Source organism: Actinomadura rupiterrae, assembly GCF_024172125.1.
GTDB lineage: Bacteria > Actinomycetota > Actinomycetes > Streptosporangiales > Streptosporangiaceae > Spirillospora > Spirillospora rupiterrae.
The window spans coordinates 564,157-579,287 of record NZ_JAMZEA010000001.1; the positions used below are offsets into that span (position 1 = coordinate 564,157).

The window sequence follows — 15,131 nt, forward strand, 5'->3', positions numbered from 1 at the left end:
TCGTCCACGGTGCGCGGCGGCTCAGCCGGGCGGCAGTGTGAGCCTGACCAGGGTTCCGCCGCCGGGGGCGGGCTCGGCGCGCAGGTCGGCGTGGTGGGCCTGGGCCACCTGGGCGACGATCGCCAGGCCGAGGCCCGAGCCGGGCAGGCCGCGCGAGGCGGTGGCGCGGTAGAAGCGGTCGAAGATGAACGGCAGGTCGTCCGGGTCGATGCCGGGGCCGTGGTCGCGGACGGTCAGGGTGGTGCCGCGCAGGCGCACCTCGACCGTCCCGGCCTGCGGGCTGTACTTGGCGGCGTTGTCGAGGATGTTGGCGACGGCGCGGGTGAGGCGGGCCGGGACGCCGGACAGAACGCATTCCGCCAGGTCGGTCTCGAAGGTGATCTCGGGCCAGTGCAGGCGCGCGGTCTCCACGCAGTGCGCGACCAGCAGGTCCAGACGCAGGGGCGGATTCCAGAATTTGTCGCCACACGGGGTCATTCGACTGTTGCGACAAGCTGGCGAAGAGCTCGGAGTGGGTTCTGCTTCGCCGCCCTGTGCCGGGACGGGGCCGGGTACATCAGCAGCTGGAACAGGGGTGTGGTCGCGCCGCGGTCGCGGATCAGCAGGGCGGTGGCGGCGGCGATGCCTCCGCCGCCGCTCTGGCCGGCCAGGCCGACCCGGTCGGGGTCCAGGCCGAGCGCGGCGGCGTTGTCGCCGATCCACCGATAGGCGGTGTAGCCGTCCTCGGCCGCGCCGGGCGCGGGAGTTTCGGGAGCCAGCCGGTAGTCGACACCGGCAATGGCGCAGCCGAGTGCCGCGCACAGCGGCTTGAGCCACGACGCGTCCTGGCCGGCGAAGCCGAGCACCTGCCCACCGCCGTGGAACCACACCAGGACCGGCACCGGGCCGGACGCGTCCTGCGGACGCAGCAGCAGGATCGGGACCTCAGAGTCCTCGGCGCGCGGCACCTGGATCTGCTGGGCGGTGACACTGGGCTCGTCGGGAATGGTGCCGGCGAGGGATGCGGCGAGCATGCGGACGGCCCGGCGGGTGGTGGGGATGTCGGTCAGGTCGAAGAGACCGTGCGGGCCGACCGGCACGGACTGGAGTGCTGCGGCTAATTAGCGCGGTGCAGGACTCAGCTCAGTATGCCGCGCCCGGTCCAGGGCACGCCGGGTCACGGCCAGGACGCCCGGGACGACCAGGCGGTGCCGCATCCGCGTCCCCAGGACGGTGTCGCCGACCTGACTGACGATGCGATGGACGCGAGCACGGGGGTCGGCGATCCACGAACACGGCGTCCACGTCAGAATCACCGGGCGGCGCCGCTACGGGTGCCCGGATCTGAGTTCAAGAACGAGCAGTGGCTCCACCTACGGACTTGCGGTTCTCCAGGTGGTCGCAACACCTCACGGGGTCAGGTGTTGCGACCACCTGGAGAACCCCAAGCGCGTAGCTGGAGCCAACACCCCCCGTAAGGCCACCGGACCCGGTCCCCATCGCCCCACACCCAGCGCACCACGGCAAGGTCGGTGATAGCCGCGGTCCCCGCGCGCGTTGGGACTGCGGCCTGGCCTCCCGGAAGGTCGGTCGAAGGGCCACGTTGAGGGAGAAGACTTCCGCATCGGCGTCAGCGGGTGGTGGCGCGGGCGTGTTCGTGGGTGTCCCCGGCCCGGGTGGCCAGGGTCAGGGCCTGGTCACGGCATTCGTCGGCTGCCTCGGGGTCTCCTGCCGCCACGTAGGTCTCGGCAAGGTCGTTGAGCACACGACAGGCCAGACCGGGGCCGAAGAGCCGTTCGGTCAGAAGCAGCGCCTGCTGGTGGAGGGCGACGGCGTCCTGGTGTGCACCGGTCCGCGAGGCGGCGATCCCGAGTCCCGACAGCGCTATGATCTCGCTGCGCAGGTCGGCGACCTCGCGGCCGGCTGTCAGCGCCCGTCGGAAGTGCCGTGCCGCCGACTCCCAGTCGCCGCGGGCCAGCCAGGTGTCTCCGAAGGCGTTCTCGGCCAGCGCCGCGCCGCGGACGGTCCCGGTCTCGGCGGCCAGGCGAAGCAGGCAGCGTTCCTCAGCCAGTGCCTCCTCAAGGCGTCCCAGCCTGGTCAGCACCTGTGCCAGGCCGACCCGGGCGATGAACTCGGCACGCCAGTTGGCGCTGTCTTTGGCTACCTGGAGTGCCTGGGTGAGGTGCCGCAGCCCGTCCCCGTAGTCGCCGGTGAGCAGCGACATCTCGCCGAGCAGGAAGAGCGCGACCGCCTCGCCGTGCGGGTAGCCGGTCTTCCGGAAGCCGTCGAGGGCGAGCCGCCGACAGTGCAAGGTCGCAGGGATCTCACCTCGCCAGGCATGGGCGATGGACAGGTGAGTGAAGGTGATCGCGGTACCGAGCCGGTCGTCGGTGGCGGTGAGCGCGACGCGGTGGGTTTCGATCCAGTCGTCCAGGTGGCCACGCAGGTGGAAGAACTGCCAGAGCGCCTGCGGCAGCCGCCAGATCTGCCCGTACTCGGTTTCGGCCGCGCCCCAGCGCACCGCGGCGGTCAGGTTCGCCCGTTCGGCCTCTAGCCAGGCCAGCGCCTCGGCGGCGTCGGCAAAGCCCGGCCCCGGGACGGCCGGTGAAACCGGCGGCAGCGGCGGCTTGGGCTCGTGCGGATCGAACAGGTCGGCCGCATTCTCGGCCTGGTGGACATACCAGTCGATCAGCCGGATCAGCGCCGCCTTGCGTTCGGTCAGCGCGACCTCGGCGATGACGCGTTCGGCGGCGAAGGCGCGGAGCAGATCGTGCATGGCATATCCGCCGGGCCTGGTCTCCTCGATCAGATGTGCTTGGTAGAGCTCGTCCAGCGCGGCCCGGGTGTCGAGCAGCGTGGCCGCGGCGAGGTTGGCTGCGGCGTGGACGTCAAGGTCCGCGCCCGGGCACAATCCGAGCAGCCGGAACAGCCGGCCTGCGCTGGTCGACAGCGCCTGGTAGGAGGTGGAGAACACCGCGCGGACGCTGGCGAGCTGGTCGCCGTCTCGGCTGAGTACATCCAGCGCCGCGTCGCCCAGTTCGGCCAGCAGCATCGCCGGGGTGAGCTGGGGGCGATGCGCCATCCGTTCAGCGACCAGACGCAGCACCAGTGGCAGCCCGGCGCAGTGGTGGATCAGTCCGGTCCACGCCGCGTGCTCAGCTCCCATGCGTTCGGTGCCCACCAGGCGCTCCAGCAACTCGCCCGCCTCGCCCTCAGACAGCCGCTCCAGCACCACTCGGTGCGCCTGGTCCCTGGCCACCAGGCCGCCGAGGCTGTCGCGGCTGGTTACCAGGACCGTGGCGGCTCCGGACCCGGGCAGCAGTGGCCGTACCTGATCGGCCGATACCGCATCGTCCAACACGATCAGGCAGCGGCGATGCGCGATGCATTCCCGATAGCGGGCGGTCCGATCGGGCAGGTCAGGTGGTATCGCATCCACGCCCAACGCGCGCAGCAGCCGTTCTAGCGCCAGGACGGGACTGACCGGTTCGGACTGCCCGTCCAGGCTGAGGAACACCATGCCGTCGGGAAAGCGGTCGGCCGCACGCCGCGCCCAGTGCAGGGCCAGCGCCGTTTTGCCCACCCCGGCAGTACCGACGATCAGGCACACCCGCCCGACCTGGTCCAGGGCCGCCAGTGCCCGGGCCCGGCCGGTGAAGTGCTCGGGTCCGTCGGGCATGGGAGCGTGCAGCGGACGCGGCAGGGCATCGCGCAAATGCCGGTCGCAGGCGCTCTCCCAGTCCCGCGCCCAGCGCCGTGCCTCGGGCGGGTCCGCGCCCAGCGCCTGGACGACCGCATCGAGCACGTCGCCCGGCATCAGCGTGGCCCCGGTCAGGTAGTTGGCAAGGCTGCTGCGCGGTACCCCGGTTGCGGCAGCCAGGTCCTTCAGCGACAGCCGGACCTTGCCCTTGCCGCGCGCCGCCCGGACCCGCATGCGATCCAGCTCGGCGAGCAGGTCACCGACGGCCGCAGCTCTCTCCCCGCCAGCCATAGAGCGAAGCATGACATGCCGGACATCCGCCTGCTGGCAGGCTGGCGCGAGGTTCTCACTCGCGTCGGCGTCCAGGATGGTCCAGAAGCGTCCAGGATCCGGTGGCGCCGGGCGCCGTGGTGCCACAGTGGGCGCCTCGAAACCCCTCAATCAGGGAGCACTCCTATGTCACCTCGGGTTACCCGCCTCCTCGTCGTCGGCGGTGCATCCCTGGCGCTGCTTGCCGCACTCGCTGGCCCCGCCTCCGCCGGCCCCGGCATGCCCCCGCCTCCGGAAGGCCGGACCTGCCCGAAGGGCTACACCCAGATCGTCAACTACACCAGCTGGGCGGGCGCTGCCACCGACGACGGCGGCATCCTCCGCGAGTATTGGGAGATCGTCGGAGTCGGCTGCTTCAAGCGCACCTCCAAGACCCAGGCCAAAGTCAGGTTCACCTGGGGTTCCAGCCGGTTGTACGAGGCCGCGTTCACCTATCAGCTCCTCGACTGCAGCACCGGACGCGTGCCGCGCAGCCTGGACCGGCACCTGAACTATCCCCGCGGCACCAGGAGCGGCGGAGGCAAGGCCGCTGCGACCTTCCTCCTGAACAGCAAGCACAAGTACAGGCTCCGCATCCTCGGTACCGGGGTCTATGACCGCCGCCCCTTCGTCCACGGCGGCGACGGCCTCCACGGGTACTTCAGAGGCCCCAACGGGCCCAGGGGCGTCAAGCCCTGGTTCAGCCAGACCTCCTGCAAGTAGCCCTCCACCACAGCCGGCGCGGTGGGCTCGCCGCTGCACCAGCAGCGCGCCCACCGCTCCCGCCTTACCGGCTGAGGCAACTCAACGATCGGCGCAGGCGCCCCGGCCGCCTAGGCCGGTGGGCGAACCCCCTTGCGGTGTGGATGGAGCCGCCGATATGGCCGCCGCCGTGCAGGCGCAGCAGCACCTGGTCTGGGACGCTGGGTTGGGCACAAGCCACGTCGCGGGTGGGCCGCCCGTCTCGGCATCAATGCATCCACTCCCCGGAGTCCAGGCCCCACGGTTCTGCGGTGAGGTCGCTCCAGAACCCAGCGTCGGGTTGCTCGGCTTCCGGCCGGGTCATCGCCAGCGGTTCCGCCGCCTGGTGTCGCTTGACCGCTTCGGACTGGCGCCGCCCAGATCCGCTCGGCCGGGTTGCCGTCGGGGCTGTAACGCGCCCCGAACCACAGATGCACCCCCGGGTGATCGGCCACGAACCGCCGGACCGTCCGGGTGTGGTGGATGCTGTCGTTGTCGCAGACCACCACGGTCGACGGCGCGGCGGGTAAGACTGCCACCAACTGCAGCAGCGCGATGAAGTCGACCGCGCGGCGGCGCCTGAGCCGAACCATCCACCGGCCAGTGGCGCCCTCGACCGCGCCCAGCACCGTGACCTGACGGTCCTTGCCCTGGGTGAGGACGTGGGGGGCGCCGCCCGCGCAGGATCCAGCACGAGCGGACCTGATGCAGCAGGAGCAGGTGGGCCTCGTCGGCGGCCCAGACCATCCCCTCCTCACCTGGTTCCCAGCCCACCTGCCGCGGCCGTTCTCCGCCGGATACACCGCCTTCGACTGGGGCCCGGACGCAGAGTTCCGGACCCTGCCACGGGTCCGTTACGGCCGATGCATCCTGTCGCTCGCGCGCTGGCGCATCTACGCGACCGACCTGCCCGCAGGAACGACGGCATGGCCCGCATGGCGCGACGCACTTGGGGACTGGGCCCGCCGGTACCGGCTCCCGGATGTGGTCGAACTGCGGGACGCCGACCGGACGATGCGGCTTGACCTGACCGTGCACGCCCACGCCGTACTCCTGCGTAGGCATCTCGGCAAGGCCGAGGCCGTGGGGGCCGCTAGGGGTTCAGGTCGGGGTCGTTGGCCGGGGCACCGTCATAATCGTTCTACGAGCGGTCCCTGGCCCCACCCAGTGGGCTTAGATTCTCACGCTCGTCGCAACCCGTTGCGCTAGCGCAACGCCCCGCCCAGCCGGACAACGCACTCCGCACCGGCTCTGCTTCGCCCCGGCAGGTCCACCGCCGCGATGCTGATCCCTCTGCCTCAACTACTGCTCGCCCGATCACGGTGGGCAGTGTCGCCGGGGCTTGGAATGCCGGTACGGGAAACACACGCCTGAAGAGCTGGCTCGCCGCCGTCCAAGCCGACGACCTTCCCGCACTGCAGTCCTTCGCCATGGGAATCGACCGCGACCTGGACGCCGTCACCAACGGCCTGTCACGGCACCACTCATCGGCGTGGTCGAGGGCAACGTAACGAGAATCAAGGCGCTCAAACGCACCGGCCGACCCCGGTCTGCACCGTCTTGCGGATCTTCCCGTTCCGGACGTTGCCCGCCACCGCGCCCGCGCCCTGCACATGCCGGTCATAGCCCAGATGCGCGGTCAGCTCGGCCTCCAACGCCCGCTCCAGGACGGCCTTGACCAGATCACCCAGCATCGAGCCCTCACCGGTCAGCCGCAGCCCGCCGTCCTGGTCCCGGGACCTGGCCAGCAACTCATCCAGCAGCCGATCGTCCATCAGCTCCCGGATCGGACGACGCACCGTTTCCTGCTCGGACTCACCCACCTCCAACACGGTAGCCGGAATATCACCTACGGTGGTTGAGGTGGTGCCGTCGGCACCATCGATCACAGACATGACGTGTGGTTCTCTCCCCGAAGAACGTGGGCGCTTCGCCCACTGATCACTTGCTCCCCAACAAGATCACTTTCCACACCTAGAGAGATACCTCCCACCCTCCGTGATGTCGTTGGCTTGGCTGTCAATCCGGGCTCGGGGTGTGCCCGCCGGAAACCCGTCAGAGTGTGGCTCCGTCGAGGGGGCCGAGGTCGCGGACGGTCTGAGAGAGGGCGCGGATTATGTCGTTCTCCGCTTCGGTCCGCCATACCAGCGCGAACTGCAGGGCGTCCATGTCGTGTACGGGCAGGTAGGTGATGTCGGGGCGGATCCAGTAGCGGTTGATATAGCGGGCGAAGAGGTTGACGGCCGCTCCTGTGCTGACCAGGGAGAAGATTTCGATGGTGTCCCGCACCCGGGGGCCGCGTTCGATTGGGCGGCCCGTGCGGGTGTGGGAGGGCACGTACCCCTCGACCCAGTATTGGGGTGCGGACAGGGCGTCAGGGTGCGGGAAGTCGGTGAGCATCTCCAAGGAGGCAGAGGGGCGGCCGACGAGTTGGTGATCGGCGGCCACGGCCAGCACTCGCGGTTCGGCGAACAGCACCGGGCCTACGGTCAGGTCTGGTTCCTCGACCGGCAGCCAAGCGACCAGGACGTCGATGTCGCCCCGGCGCAGTCCGGCGAACGGGTCATTGAACGGGGCCGGTCGGATCTGCAGCGTCCACTGGGGGTGGTGGGCGCGGAACGTTTCCCATACGGCGTTCAGGTCGCGGGCGTTGTGGGTGATCATGCCGATGCGCAGTTCGGCGGTGACGCCCTGGGCGGTCAGCTTGGCGCGGCGCATTCCGTCCTGGAGGCCGGTGTACATCGGCCACAGATCATCGCGGAGTTGCCTGCCCAGGGGGGTCAGCCGGACGGTGCGGGTGCTGCGGTCGAACAGCGGGGCGCCGATCTGGCGTTCCTGCTTCTTGATCGCCTGGGTGACCCGGGCCGGGGTGACGTGCAGACGCTCAGCGGTGCGGGCGAAGTGCAGTTCTTCGGCCAGGGTCAGGAAGATCTCGATGTCGCGTAGCTCCACGGCCCCCTCAACACTGTTAACACTGGGGTTAGGGCCTGTCTGACAATTCGTGGTGGCGGAGCCACAGGACGAGGCTGGCCAGCAGGACGCCGGATCGGTAGCGGCTGGCCAGCTTGTCGAAACGGGTAGCGATCGCGCGGAACTGCTTGAGCTTGGCGAAGCAGCGTTCCACTACGTTGCGTTGTTTGTAGAGCTGGGTGTCGAAGGTGGGTGGCCGGCCGCCGCGACTGCCCTTGCGGGCCCGGTTGGCCTGCTGATCGCGGGGTTGCGGGATCACCGTGTGGATCCGGCGACGGCGCAGGTAGACGCGGATCCGCCGGGCCGAATACGCCTTGTCACCGATCAGCACGTCCGGGGTGGTGCGGGGGTGCCCGCCGCCGGGCCGTGCGACCCTGACCTGAGCCAGGATCTGCTCCAGCACTACCGAGTCGTGCACGTTCCCGCCGGTGATCAGCACGGCCATCGGCAGGCCACGGCCGTCGACGAGCAGATGCAGCTTGGTGGTCAGGCCGCCTCGCGATCGACCCAGCCCCTGCGCGGCTTGGGTGGTTTGATCATCACCCTGCCTGATCGTCCCCTGCAAGGTCCCCCTTTTCCGGGGCCCCGCCCTTGCGGGCTCCGGCGGCGTGCTGGTGCGCGCGGGCGATGGAGGAGTCGATGCTGAAGGTCCAGTCCACCTGGCCGACCGCGTCGTCCTTGACCTGCAGATGCTCCAGCAGACGGGGCCAGGTGCCGTCCTCGTCCCAGCGTTTCCACCGCTCGTAGCAGGTCTGCCAGGGTCCGTACCGTTCGGGAACATCCCGCCAGGGCGCCCCTGTCCGCAACCGCCACAAGATGCCGTTGAGCACCTGCCGGTGGTCTCGCCACCGACGACCCGGCCCAACCCCCTGCGGCAACAACGGCTCGATCTGCGCCCAGGCCGCATCGGTCAACTCACCACGTCTCACCACAACGATCATCCAACCCCGACCAACCCCGACCAACACGATCTTTTGTCAGACAGGCCCTAGTCCACTCTTGAGCACTTTGTCGTTGTTCCGGCGATTTTGGAGATACATCATAAACGCCTGATCAGGCCAACGATTCTGGAGTGGCGACATGACGTACCTGACCGGCAAGACCGCGCTGGTGACCGGCGCCTCGCGCGGCATCGGCCGGGCCGTCGCCCGGCGGCTGGCGACCGCAGGCGCGCTGGTCGCCGTGCACTACGGCAGCAACCACGACGCGGCCGCCGAAACCGTACAACTGATCGAGAAGGACGGCGGCCGAGCCTTCCCGGTGCGGGCCGAACTGGGCGTGCCCGGCGACGTCGACACCCTGTTCGCCGCCCTGGAGGCAGGTCTGGCCGCCAGGACCGGCCAGGCCCGGCTGGACATCCTGGTCAACAACGCCGCCATCAACACCGGCGGGACCGTCCAGGACATCACCCCCGAGGCGTTCGACCGGCTCGTGGCGATCAACACCAAGGCGCCGCTGTTCATCACCCAGCGAGCCCTGCCACTGCTCAACGAAGGCGGCCGGATCATCAACGTGACCACCGCGGCCACCCGGATCGCGATGCCCGAAGCGCCGTACGCGATGACCAAGGCACCCGTCGAGGTGCTCAGCCGCTCCCTCGCCCAGACCGTCGGCGCCCAGGGCATCACCGTCAACGCCGTCGCGCCCGGCCCGACGGTCACCGACATGAACCCCTGGATGCTCGGCAACCCCGAAGTCCAGCAGATGGTCGGCACCGGCAACGCCATCCCCCGCGTCGGCCAGCCCGACGACATCGCCGACGTGGTCGCCTTCCTCGCCTCCCACGCCGGCCGCTGGGTGACCGGACAGGTCATCGACGCCTCCGGCGGCTGCTTCCTCGGCCCCCGCATCTGACATCCACCGCCAAAGCCGCAACACCCCCGCCCTCTCGATCTCTGCCCCAGGCCCCACACAGTGACGATCCGCGGCCATATAGCTCCCCGCGAACTGGCCGCCAACGGGAATCGGCCGTCTCGGATTCGCCGCCTGAATCGCCGAGACCGGCCTGCGCGCCCGCATGGCACGCGATCTGCAACGGGTGCTGAACGTGATCGCCGTCAGGCTCGGCTGCTGACCTACACCTGGACCCAGCCGACCACGCGCTCCTGACCGAGATCCTGATCCACCGGGCCCTGCTCGGCACCGAGCCGCCGACGATGTCGAATGCCGCCGTCGTCTCCGGGCCGGGGCGTGTCGTCCGGGCTTCAGGGACGGTGTGCGTGGTTGGTGCGTGACCGGTCAGCGGGCCTGGAGAAGGTCGAGCCAGACAAAGTCGAAACCAGGCACACGCATTGAAGGAATTGGAGGAGCGGACATGGGCAAGCGAGTGCTGATCTCTGGAGCGAGCATCGCCGGTCCGGCGCTGGCGTACTGGCTGGCCCGGTACGGGTACGACGTCACCGTAGTGGAACGGGCGCCGGGCATCCGGCCGGGCGGGCAGGCGGTGGACTTCCGCGGCCATGTGCACCTGTCGGTGTTGGAGAAGATGGGCCTGCTGGACGAGATCCGAGCCCACCAGACCGGCAACGGGCCGCTGTACATGCTCGATGAGCAGGGGAACCCGATGGTCACCTTGCCCGCCTCGTTCACCGGCGGAGAGGTGGAGATTCTGCGGGGTGACCTGGCGGGCCTGCTGTACGAGCGCACCAGGGACGACGTGCGGTACAGGTTCGAGGACTCGATCGCCTCGCTGACCGAGACCGCCGACGCCGTCCACGTCACCTTCGAGCGCGGCGCGCCCGAGACCTTCGACCTGGTGGTCGGGGCGGACGGGCTGCACTCGAACGTACGCCGGCTGGTGTTCGGACCCGAGCAGCGGTTCGTACGGGACTCGGGCCATCATGTGGCGATCTTCGAGGCGCCCAACCGGCTGGCGCTACGCGAGGACGTGCTGCTCTACAGCGAACCGGGCCGCGGCCTGGCGCTCTACCCGATCCGGCAGAGCGCTGCGGCCAACGTGATGTGCGTGTTCGCCGCCGACAAGGTGACCGTCGGCCGGCACGACATCCAGGGACAGAAACGGCTCGTCGCCCAGGCATACGACGGGATGGGCTGGTCCAGCGGGCAGGTGCTGGCCGACCTGTGGGAGGCGCGCTACTTCTACTTCGACTCCATCAGCGTGGTGAAGATGGACCACTGGACCCGGGGCCGGGTCGCGCTGCTCGGCGACGCCGGATACGGGGCGACCTGCGGTGGGATGGGCACCGGCCTGGCCATCGTCTGCGCCTACGTCCTGGCCGGCGAACTGGCCGCCAGCGCCGACCACCAGACCGCCTTCACCAACTACGAGCAGCAGATCAAGAAGTTCACCAAGGCCTGCCAACAGGTGGCCGGCGGGGTCGGATCGTTCTTCGCGCCCAAGAGCATCCGCCGCCGCACCCTCCTCTACAAGGCGCTCACCACCGGCCCGATGCTCGGTATCCTGGACAAACTCAGCACCAAGGCCGCCACCGCGATCACCCTCAAGGACTACCCGACCCCGACGCTGACCCCGGCCCCGGTCAGCGCTCACCCCTGGTCGAACCGGTCCACTCCGCGCGATGACGGCACGCACCACCGGCGACCGCCTACCGGTACGTCCAGGTAAGGGTGAGATCGTTTGATCTTCGTCCGGCCTGATGACGAGGGACGGACCTGGAGCCGGGTCGGCTACTGGGCCCGGGACCGTGCGGCCGGCGCGGCAGCAGAGGGTCTGCCGCCTCGGATCGCTCGGGGCATGATGTGGGCCGCGCTGGGCATGATTTTCGCGATCCGCTGGACGGCGGCGGTGGACCATGGGGTCGCGTGGCCGGGCATCGTGCTGGCCGCGGCGTCCTATCCGCCGCTGATCGCCCTCTTGGCGCGCCGGTGGCGCCCGGCCGTCCGGTCCGGGCTCCTCGCAGCGGTGGTGGTGCTGGCGCTGCTGCCGTTCGCCGTGGTCGGAACGGATTGGGACTGGTTCCCCTGGACGATCGCGGTGGGGGTGCTGTGTGTGCTCCCGGCACGGATGGCATGGCCCGTGTACGGCCTCGTGCTGGCCGCCACGGGCGCCGGGCGGGTGCTGATCGGTCTGTCCTTCCCGTACTGGATGTGGTGGGTATCGGCCACTGCGATCGACGGTTTGATCATCTTCAGCCTCTACACCCTCGCGGAAATGGTGCGTGACCTGCATGACGCCCGGGACGAACTGGCGCGGCTCGCGGCGTTGCGGGAGCGGCTGCGGTTGGACGGAGAGCTGCGCGAGGTCGTGGACGGCGAACTGGTGTCGATCTCTGCTCGGTTGGCGGGGGCGGCGGGCGCGGCCGCTCGGGTCGAGATCCGCGCTGCGACCGATGCTGCGCGGAGCACCATGGCGTGGATCCGGGAGATGGCCGGCGACTATCGCAGTACGGGCGCCCCCGAACCCGCGGTATTGATCAGATCGCCGAGGGTCGCCCGCGTCATCCTTCTCGCCGCGATCCTCATCCAGGCCGTACGGGGAACGCTGGAAGTGAGCTTCGGATATTCGGCGAGCGTTGCATCCGGGGCGGATCCGTGGTGGATGCTCCTCAGCATTCCGGTTCTCGGTGCCGCCGTGGTGCTGTTCATGCTGCCGCCGAGCCGGATCCGGCTTGCAGTGATCGGACTACTGGTGTTTCCCCTGGCCTGGCCAGGAGCCTTGCTGGTGTCCGCCTGGAGCCAGCTTGCCGACGTCTGGGGTTTCTTCCTCGGGGCGGCGCTGGCCTGGCTACGCCCGCGTCACTGGGTGCCGATCGTCGTGCTCGTGGAGGCCCTGCACTCCCTGGCGCTCTTCTTCGCGTCGCCCGCGCCGAGCCCGGCGGGAACCGCGGGGAACTACCTCACCGACCTCATCCTGGCGTGGCTGTTCTACAGCCTGACCCGGCTCGGTGACCTGGTGGTGCTGCTGGAGCGCGCGCGCCACGATCTGGCCCGGTCGGCCGTGGCCACCGAGCGTGACCGGATCGCCCGTGATCTGCATGACGTGCTCGGTTTCAGCCTTTCGGCGGTCGCGCTGCGGGGGGAGCTGGTCTTGCGTCTGCTGGACCGCGAGCCCGAGCGGGCCGAGGCCGAGCTGACATCACTGTCCGAGGTGGTCGCACAGGCACGTACCGAACTGGCCTCGATCACCAGCGGCCGGATCCGGCTGCGGCTGGATCAGGAGGTGGACGCCGCGACCGAGGTGCTGACGGCTGCCGGGATCTCCGTCGCGGCCGACATCGAGCGTGGCCCCCTCCCTGCGGAGGTCGACAGCGCGCTGGCCGCGGCGCTGCGTGAGAGCGTCACCAATGTGCTGCGGCACAGCCGGGCCCGCACCTGCTCCATCACCATCTCCCGTGCCGACGGCGCGGTGCTTCTGCGCGTTGTCAACGACGGCGTCACGGGGCGTCCGGCGGAGCAGGCCGGCGGATCCGGGTTGGCGAGCCTGGCACTGCGCGCGGGCGGGAAACTGGAGGCGGGACCGCGGCCCGGCGGCAGGTTCGAGCTGGTGGCAAGGTTCGCGTCACAGCCAGCCGGACTCGGGTGGCGATGCGGATGGCGTCGACGCGGTTGCGCGCGCCTAGCTTGGCGACCGCGGAGGTCAGATAGTTGCGGACCGTCCCGTAGGTCAGGAAGAGCCGTTCGGCGATCTCCCGCGGTTCGGCACCGGTCGCGGACATGCGCAGCACCTCGGTCTCCCGCTGGGTGAGCGGGTGCGGCTGTGCTCGGGGCCGAGCAGCTGCTGCACCGGGGAGTCGAGCACGGCCGGATCGGCTTCCCGGCACGCCGGGCAGGGCCGAGCACGGTCCGCCTTCGCCGGCATCCCGTCGATGGGGCCCGGCACCGAGTCCCCGCCGGCAGAGTGCGGCACACCGTTACTGGCGTCGCTGGTTCTAGTCACGGCACGGCGCTCACTTCTCGATCGGGGATGAGGACGGGTAACGCACGTGGAAGGCGCTGGGCCACGCAGGGATCTGTGTCGCAGCAGCGGCGTGGTCAGCCCTGCCGCGGTACCGGGATCTTTTGCGTCAGGGGTGGGGCGGCGGAGTGGCGGGGGTGGGCGGCAGCCGTGGTGGGGAGGCGGTGGCGGGCTGATCTGTTTTCCGGCCTGGCTGGCGGCTTGGCAGGACGCCCTTGGCGATGGCTTCTTGGGTGTGGCCGGCAATGCTGGATTCCGACAGGTTCAGGAGCCGGCCGATCTGCCAGTAGGGCAGGTCGGGGTGGGCGCGGCAGGCGGCGACGACCCGGTCGAAGGAGTCCACCGGCGGAGCTTTGGTGGTCGACGGACGCGCGACATTGGCCTTCTTCAGGTGGTACAGCACGGTGTGCTGGGTGCAGCCCAGCCGTCCCGCGACGGCGCGGGTGCTGTGCAGCTGCCGGTACAGCTCCACCACCTGCCGGGTGTCGATCCCGCGGTGCTGCGGAGCCGCGTGACGACCGATCCCAGCGATGCTCAAGATCGTGCCGATGGTGCCGGTCGACAAGCCGCAGCCACGGGCGATCTGCCCGACACTGGCACCGCCCCGATACAGCTCGACGGCATGCTCTGCGGTCCACGGCTCACCACCTGGCCCGGGCGCGTGGGCGGGCAGGTACCGGCGGATGGCCGCCAGCGCATGGGGCCCGATACCGGAGCGGCGCAGCAGTTCCAGATCGGTTTTGGCCGCCAGGCTCTGCAGGGTGGTGATCCCGGGTTGTCCGGGCCGGTCGGTACTGAGCTGGGAGACCAGGGCATGTCCCCGCCTGTCGTGGCCGAACAGTCGGCCCAGTTCCGGCGCGCGGCGGCATGCCGGCACAGGACACGGCTCGGACGCCCGGTCTGCCGCAGCGGCTGAGGGCATGCTCATCAGCGCTGTCCAGTAGCGAGTGGGATATCGCCGAGGATGGGCATGATTCGGGCTCCCTGTGAACCGGTGCTGGGGCCGGGCTGCGCGGGCCGTGGGCGTTGTCTCTTGATGTCCTGGCCATTGCGGCGGTCCGGCAGGGCGACGTCAGTGTTGGCGGCGCGGACGCGGCGTCCCGACACGGGTTGGCCGGGTGAGGATGTTGGTGTTCCTCGGCAAGATGCGGACTGCCCCCGGTCGGGGACGCGGCCGGCCGGGGCAGGCCGCGTAACGCCCGAACCCTGTCAAGGGTGGTCGGCGGCTTGGGCGAACTCGTGGGCGGCGGTTGCCAGGAAGTGGATGGCGATGTGGGTGGAGTGCCGGGCCATCTGCAGCGCCTGCCCAGCGGTCTCCAGATGTTCCTGGACCTTGCGGCGGGCCTGCTCATCACCCATCGTCAGGGAGATCCCACCGAACGCCTGCACCAGCTCGTGCATGGCCTTGGAAGTCTCCTCCAGCTTGCCGACCAGCTCACCCATCCGCCGCGGATCGCACCGCAACTCCTCCCCATGGGTGTAGACGGCCTCGCTCATCGCCGCCAGGTGCTCGGTCAGGGCGTCCAGCTGGGTGTCGATGAGATCCACGCCCGGCCC

12 protein-coding genes and 3 pseudogenes are annotated in these 15,131 nt (G+C 69.8%); 5 read left to right on the top strand and 10 right to left on the bottom strand.

Annotation, left to right across the window (positions count from 1 at the left end):
- Nucleotides 1-21: 21 nt before the first annotated feature.
- From FHU30_RS02600 to FHU30_RS02610, 3 genes are all read right to left on the bottom strand, one after another.
- Entirely contained in the window at nucleotides 22-477 is a 456-nt protein-coding gene (locus tag FHU30_RS02600; RefSeq protein ID WP_253870991.1) for a sensor histidine kinase, read from the bottom strand.
- Nucleotides 474-1,079, bottom strand: coding sequence for an alpha/beta hydrolase (locus FHU30_RS02605; RefSeq protein WP_253870993.1), 606 nt, complete (start codon nucleotides 1,077-1,079; stop codon nucleotides 474-476). Before FHU30_RS02605 ends, FHU30_RS02600 begins: the two co-directional genes overlap by 4 nt.
- A gap of 530 nt (nucleotides 1,080-1,609) precedes the next feature.
- Nucleotides 1,610-4,120: an ATP-binding protein gene (locus tag FHU30_RS02610; RefSeq protein WP_253870995.1), complete on the bottom strand. Its 2,511-nt coding sequence runs from the start codon at nucleotides 4,118-4,120 to the stop codon at nucleotides 1,610-1,612.
- 15 nt (nucleotides 4,121-4,135) lie between these two features.
- Here FHU30_RS02610 and FHU30_RS02615 point away from each other — a divergent pair, with 15 nt between their 5' ends.
- Entirely contained in the window at nucleotides 4,136-4,711 is a 576-nt protein-coding gene (locus tag FHU30_RS02615; RefSeq protein ID WP_253870997.1) for a hypothetical protein, read from the top strand.
- Between the two features lie 389 nt (nucleotides 4,712-5,100).
- On the opposite strand, the pseudogene FHU30_RS46860 reads toward FHU30_RS02615, so the two are convergent.
- Nucleotides 5,101-5,476, bottom strand: a pseudogene (locus FHU30_RS46860) (transposase); the annotation flags it as partial.
- Between FHU30_RS46860 and FHU30_RS47580 the strand changes: the two are divergent.
- Nucleotides 5,435-5,938, top strand: coding sequence for a lantibiotic dehydratase (locus tag FHU30_RS47580; RefSeq protein WP_372503836.1), 504 nt, complete (start codon nucleotides 5,435-5,437; stop codon nucleotides 5,936-5,938). The pseudogene FHU30_RS46860 and the gene FHU30_RS47580 sit on opposite strands and share 42 nt — an antisense overlap.
- Nucleotides 5,939-6,267: 329 nt before the next feature.
- On the opposite strand, the pseudogene FHU30_RS02620 reads toward FHU30_RS47580, so the two are convergent.
- The 3 genes and pseudogenes from FHU30_RS02620 to FHU30_RS02630 all read right to left on the bottom strand — a co-directional run.
- Nucleotides 6,268-6,504, bottom strand: a pseudogene (locus FHU30_RS02620) (transposase); the annotation flags it as partial.
- A 280-nt stretch (nucleotides 6,505-6,784) separates the two neighbouring features.
- Nucleotides 6,785-7,681, bottom strand: a complete 897-nt coding sequence (locus tag FHU30_RS02625) for a LysR family transcriptional regulator (RefSeq protein ID WP_253871001.1) — start codon at nucleotides 7,679-7,681, stop codon at nucleotides 6,785-6,787.
- A gap of 28 nt (nucleotides 7,682-7,709) precedes the next feature.
- Nucleotides 7,710-8,628 (bottom strand): IS5 family transposase gene (locus tag FHU30_RS02630; RefSeq protein WP_372503842.1). Its coding sequence is split into 2 segments (ribosomal slippage): nucleotides 7,710-8,280 and nucleotides 8,279-8,628, totalling 921 coding nucleotides; the frame shifts between segments, so codons are not numbered across the junction.
- Nucleotides 8,629-8,779: 151 nt separating this feature from the next.
- On the opposite strand from FHU30_RS02630, the gene FHU30_RS02635 reads away from it, so the two are divergent.
- The 3 genes and pseudogenes from FHU30_RS02635 to FHU30_RS02645 all read left to right on the top strand — a co-directional run.
- On the top strand, nucleotides 8,780-9,553 hold the full coding sequence (locus FHU30_RS02635) for an SDR family oxidoreductase (protein WP_253871003.1): 774 nt from the start codon (nucleotides 8,780-8,782) through the stop codon (nucleotides 9,551-9,553).
- A 460-nt stretch (nucleotides 9,554-10,013) separates the two neighbouring features.
- Entirely contained in the window at nucleotides 10,014-11,285 is a 1,272-nt protein-coding gene (locus FHU30_RS02640; protein ID WP_253871005.1) for an FAD-dependent monooxygenase, read from the top strand.
- 978 nt (nucleotides 11,286-12,263) lie between these two features.
- Nucleotides 12,264-12,782: pseudogene (locus FHU30_RS02645) on the top strand (histidine kinase); the annotation flags it as partial.
- Nucleotides 12,783-13,053: 271 nt separating this feature from the next.
- Here FHU30_RS02645 and FHU30_RS47585 read toward each other — a convergent pair.
- From FHU30_RS47585 to FHU30_RS02660, 3 genes are all read right to left on the bottom strand, one after another.
- Entirely contained in the window at nucleotides 13,054-13,335 is a 282-nt protein-coding gene (locus FHU30_RS47585; RefSeq protein ID WP_372503843.1) for a response regulator transcription factor, read from the bottom strand.
- A gap of 348 nt (nucleotides 13,336-13,683) precedes the next feature.
- Complete coding sequence (locus tag FHU30_RS02655) at nucleotides 13,684-14,502, bottom strand: hypothetical protein (RefSeq protein WP_253871007.1); 819 nt, start codon at nucleotides 14,500-14,502, stop codon at nucleotides 13,684-13,686.
- 281 nt (nucleotides 14,503-14,783) lie between these two features.
- Nucleotides 14,784-15,122, bottom strand: a complete 339-nt coding sequence (locus tag FHU30_RS02660) for a hypothetical protein (protein WP_253871015.1) — start codon at nucleotides 15,120-15,122, stop codon at nucleotides 14,784-14,786.
- Nucleotides 15,123-15,131 lie beyond the last annotated feature (9 nt).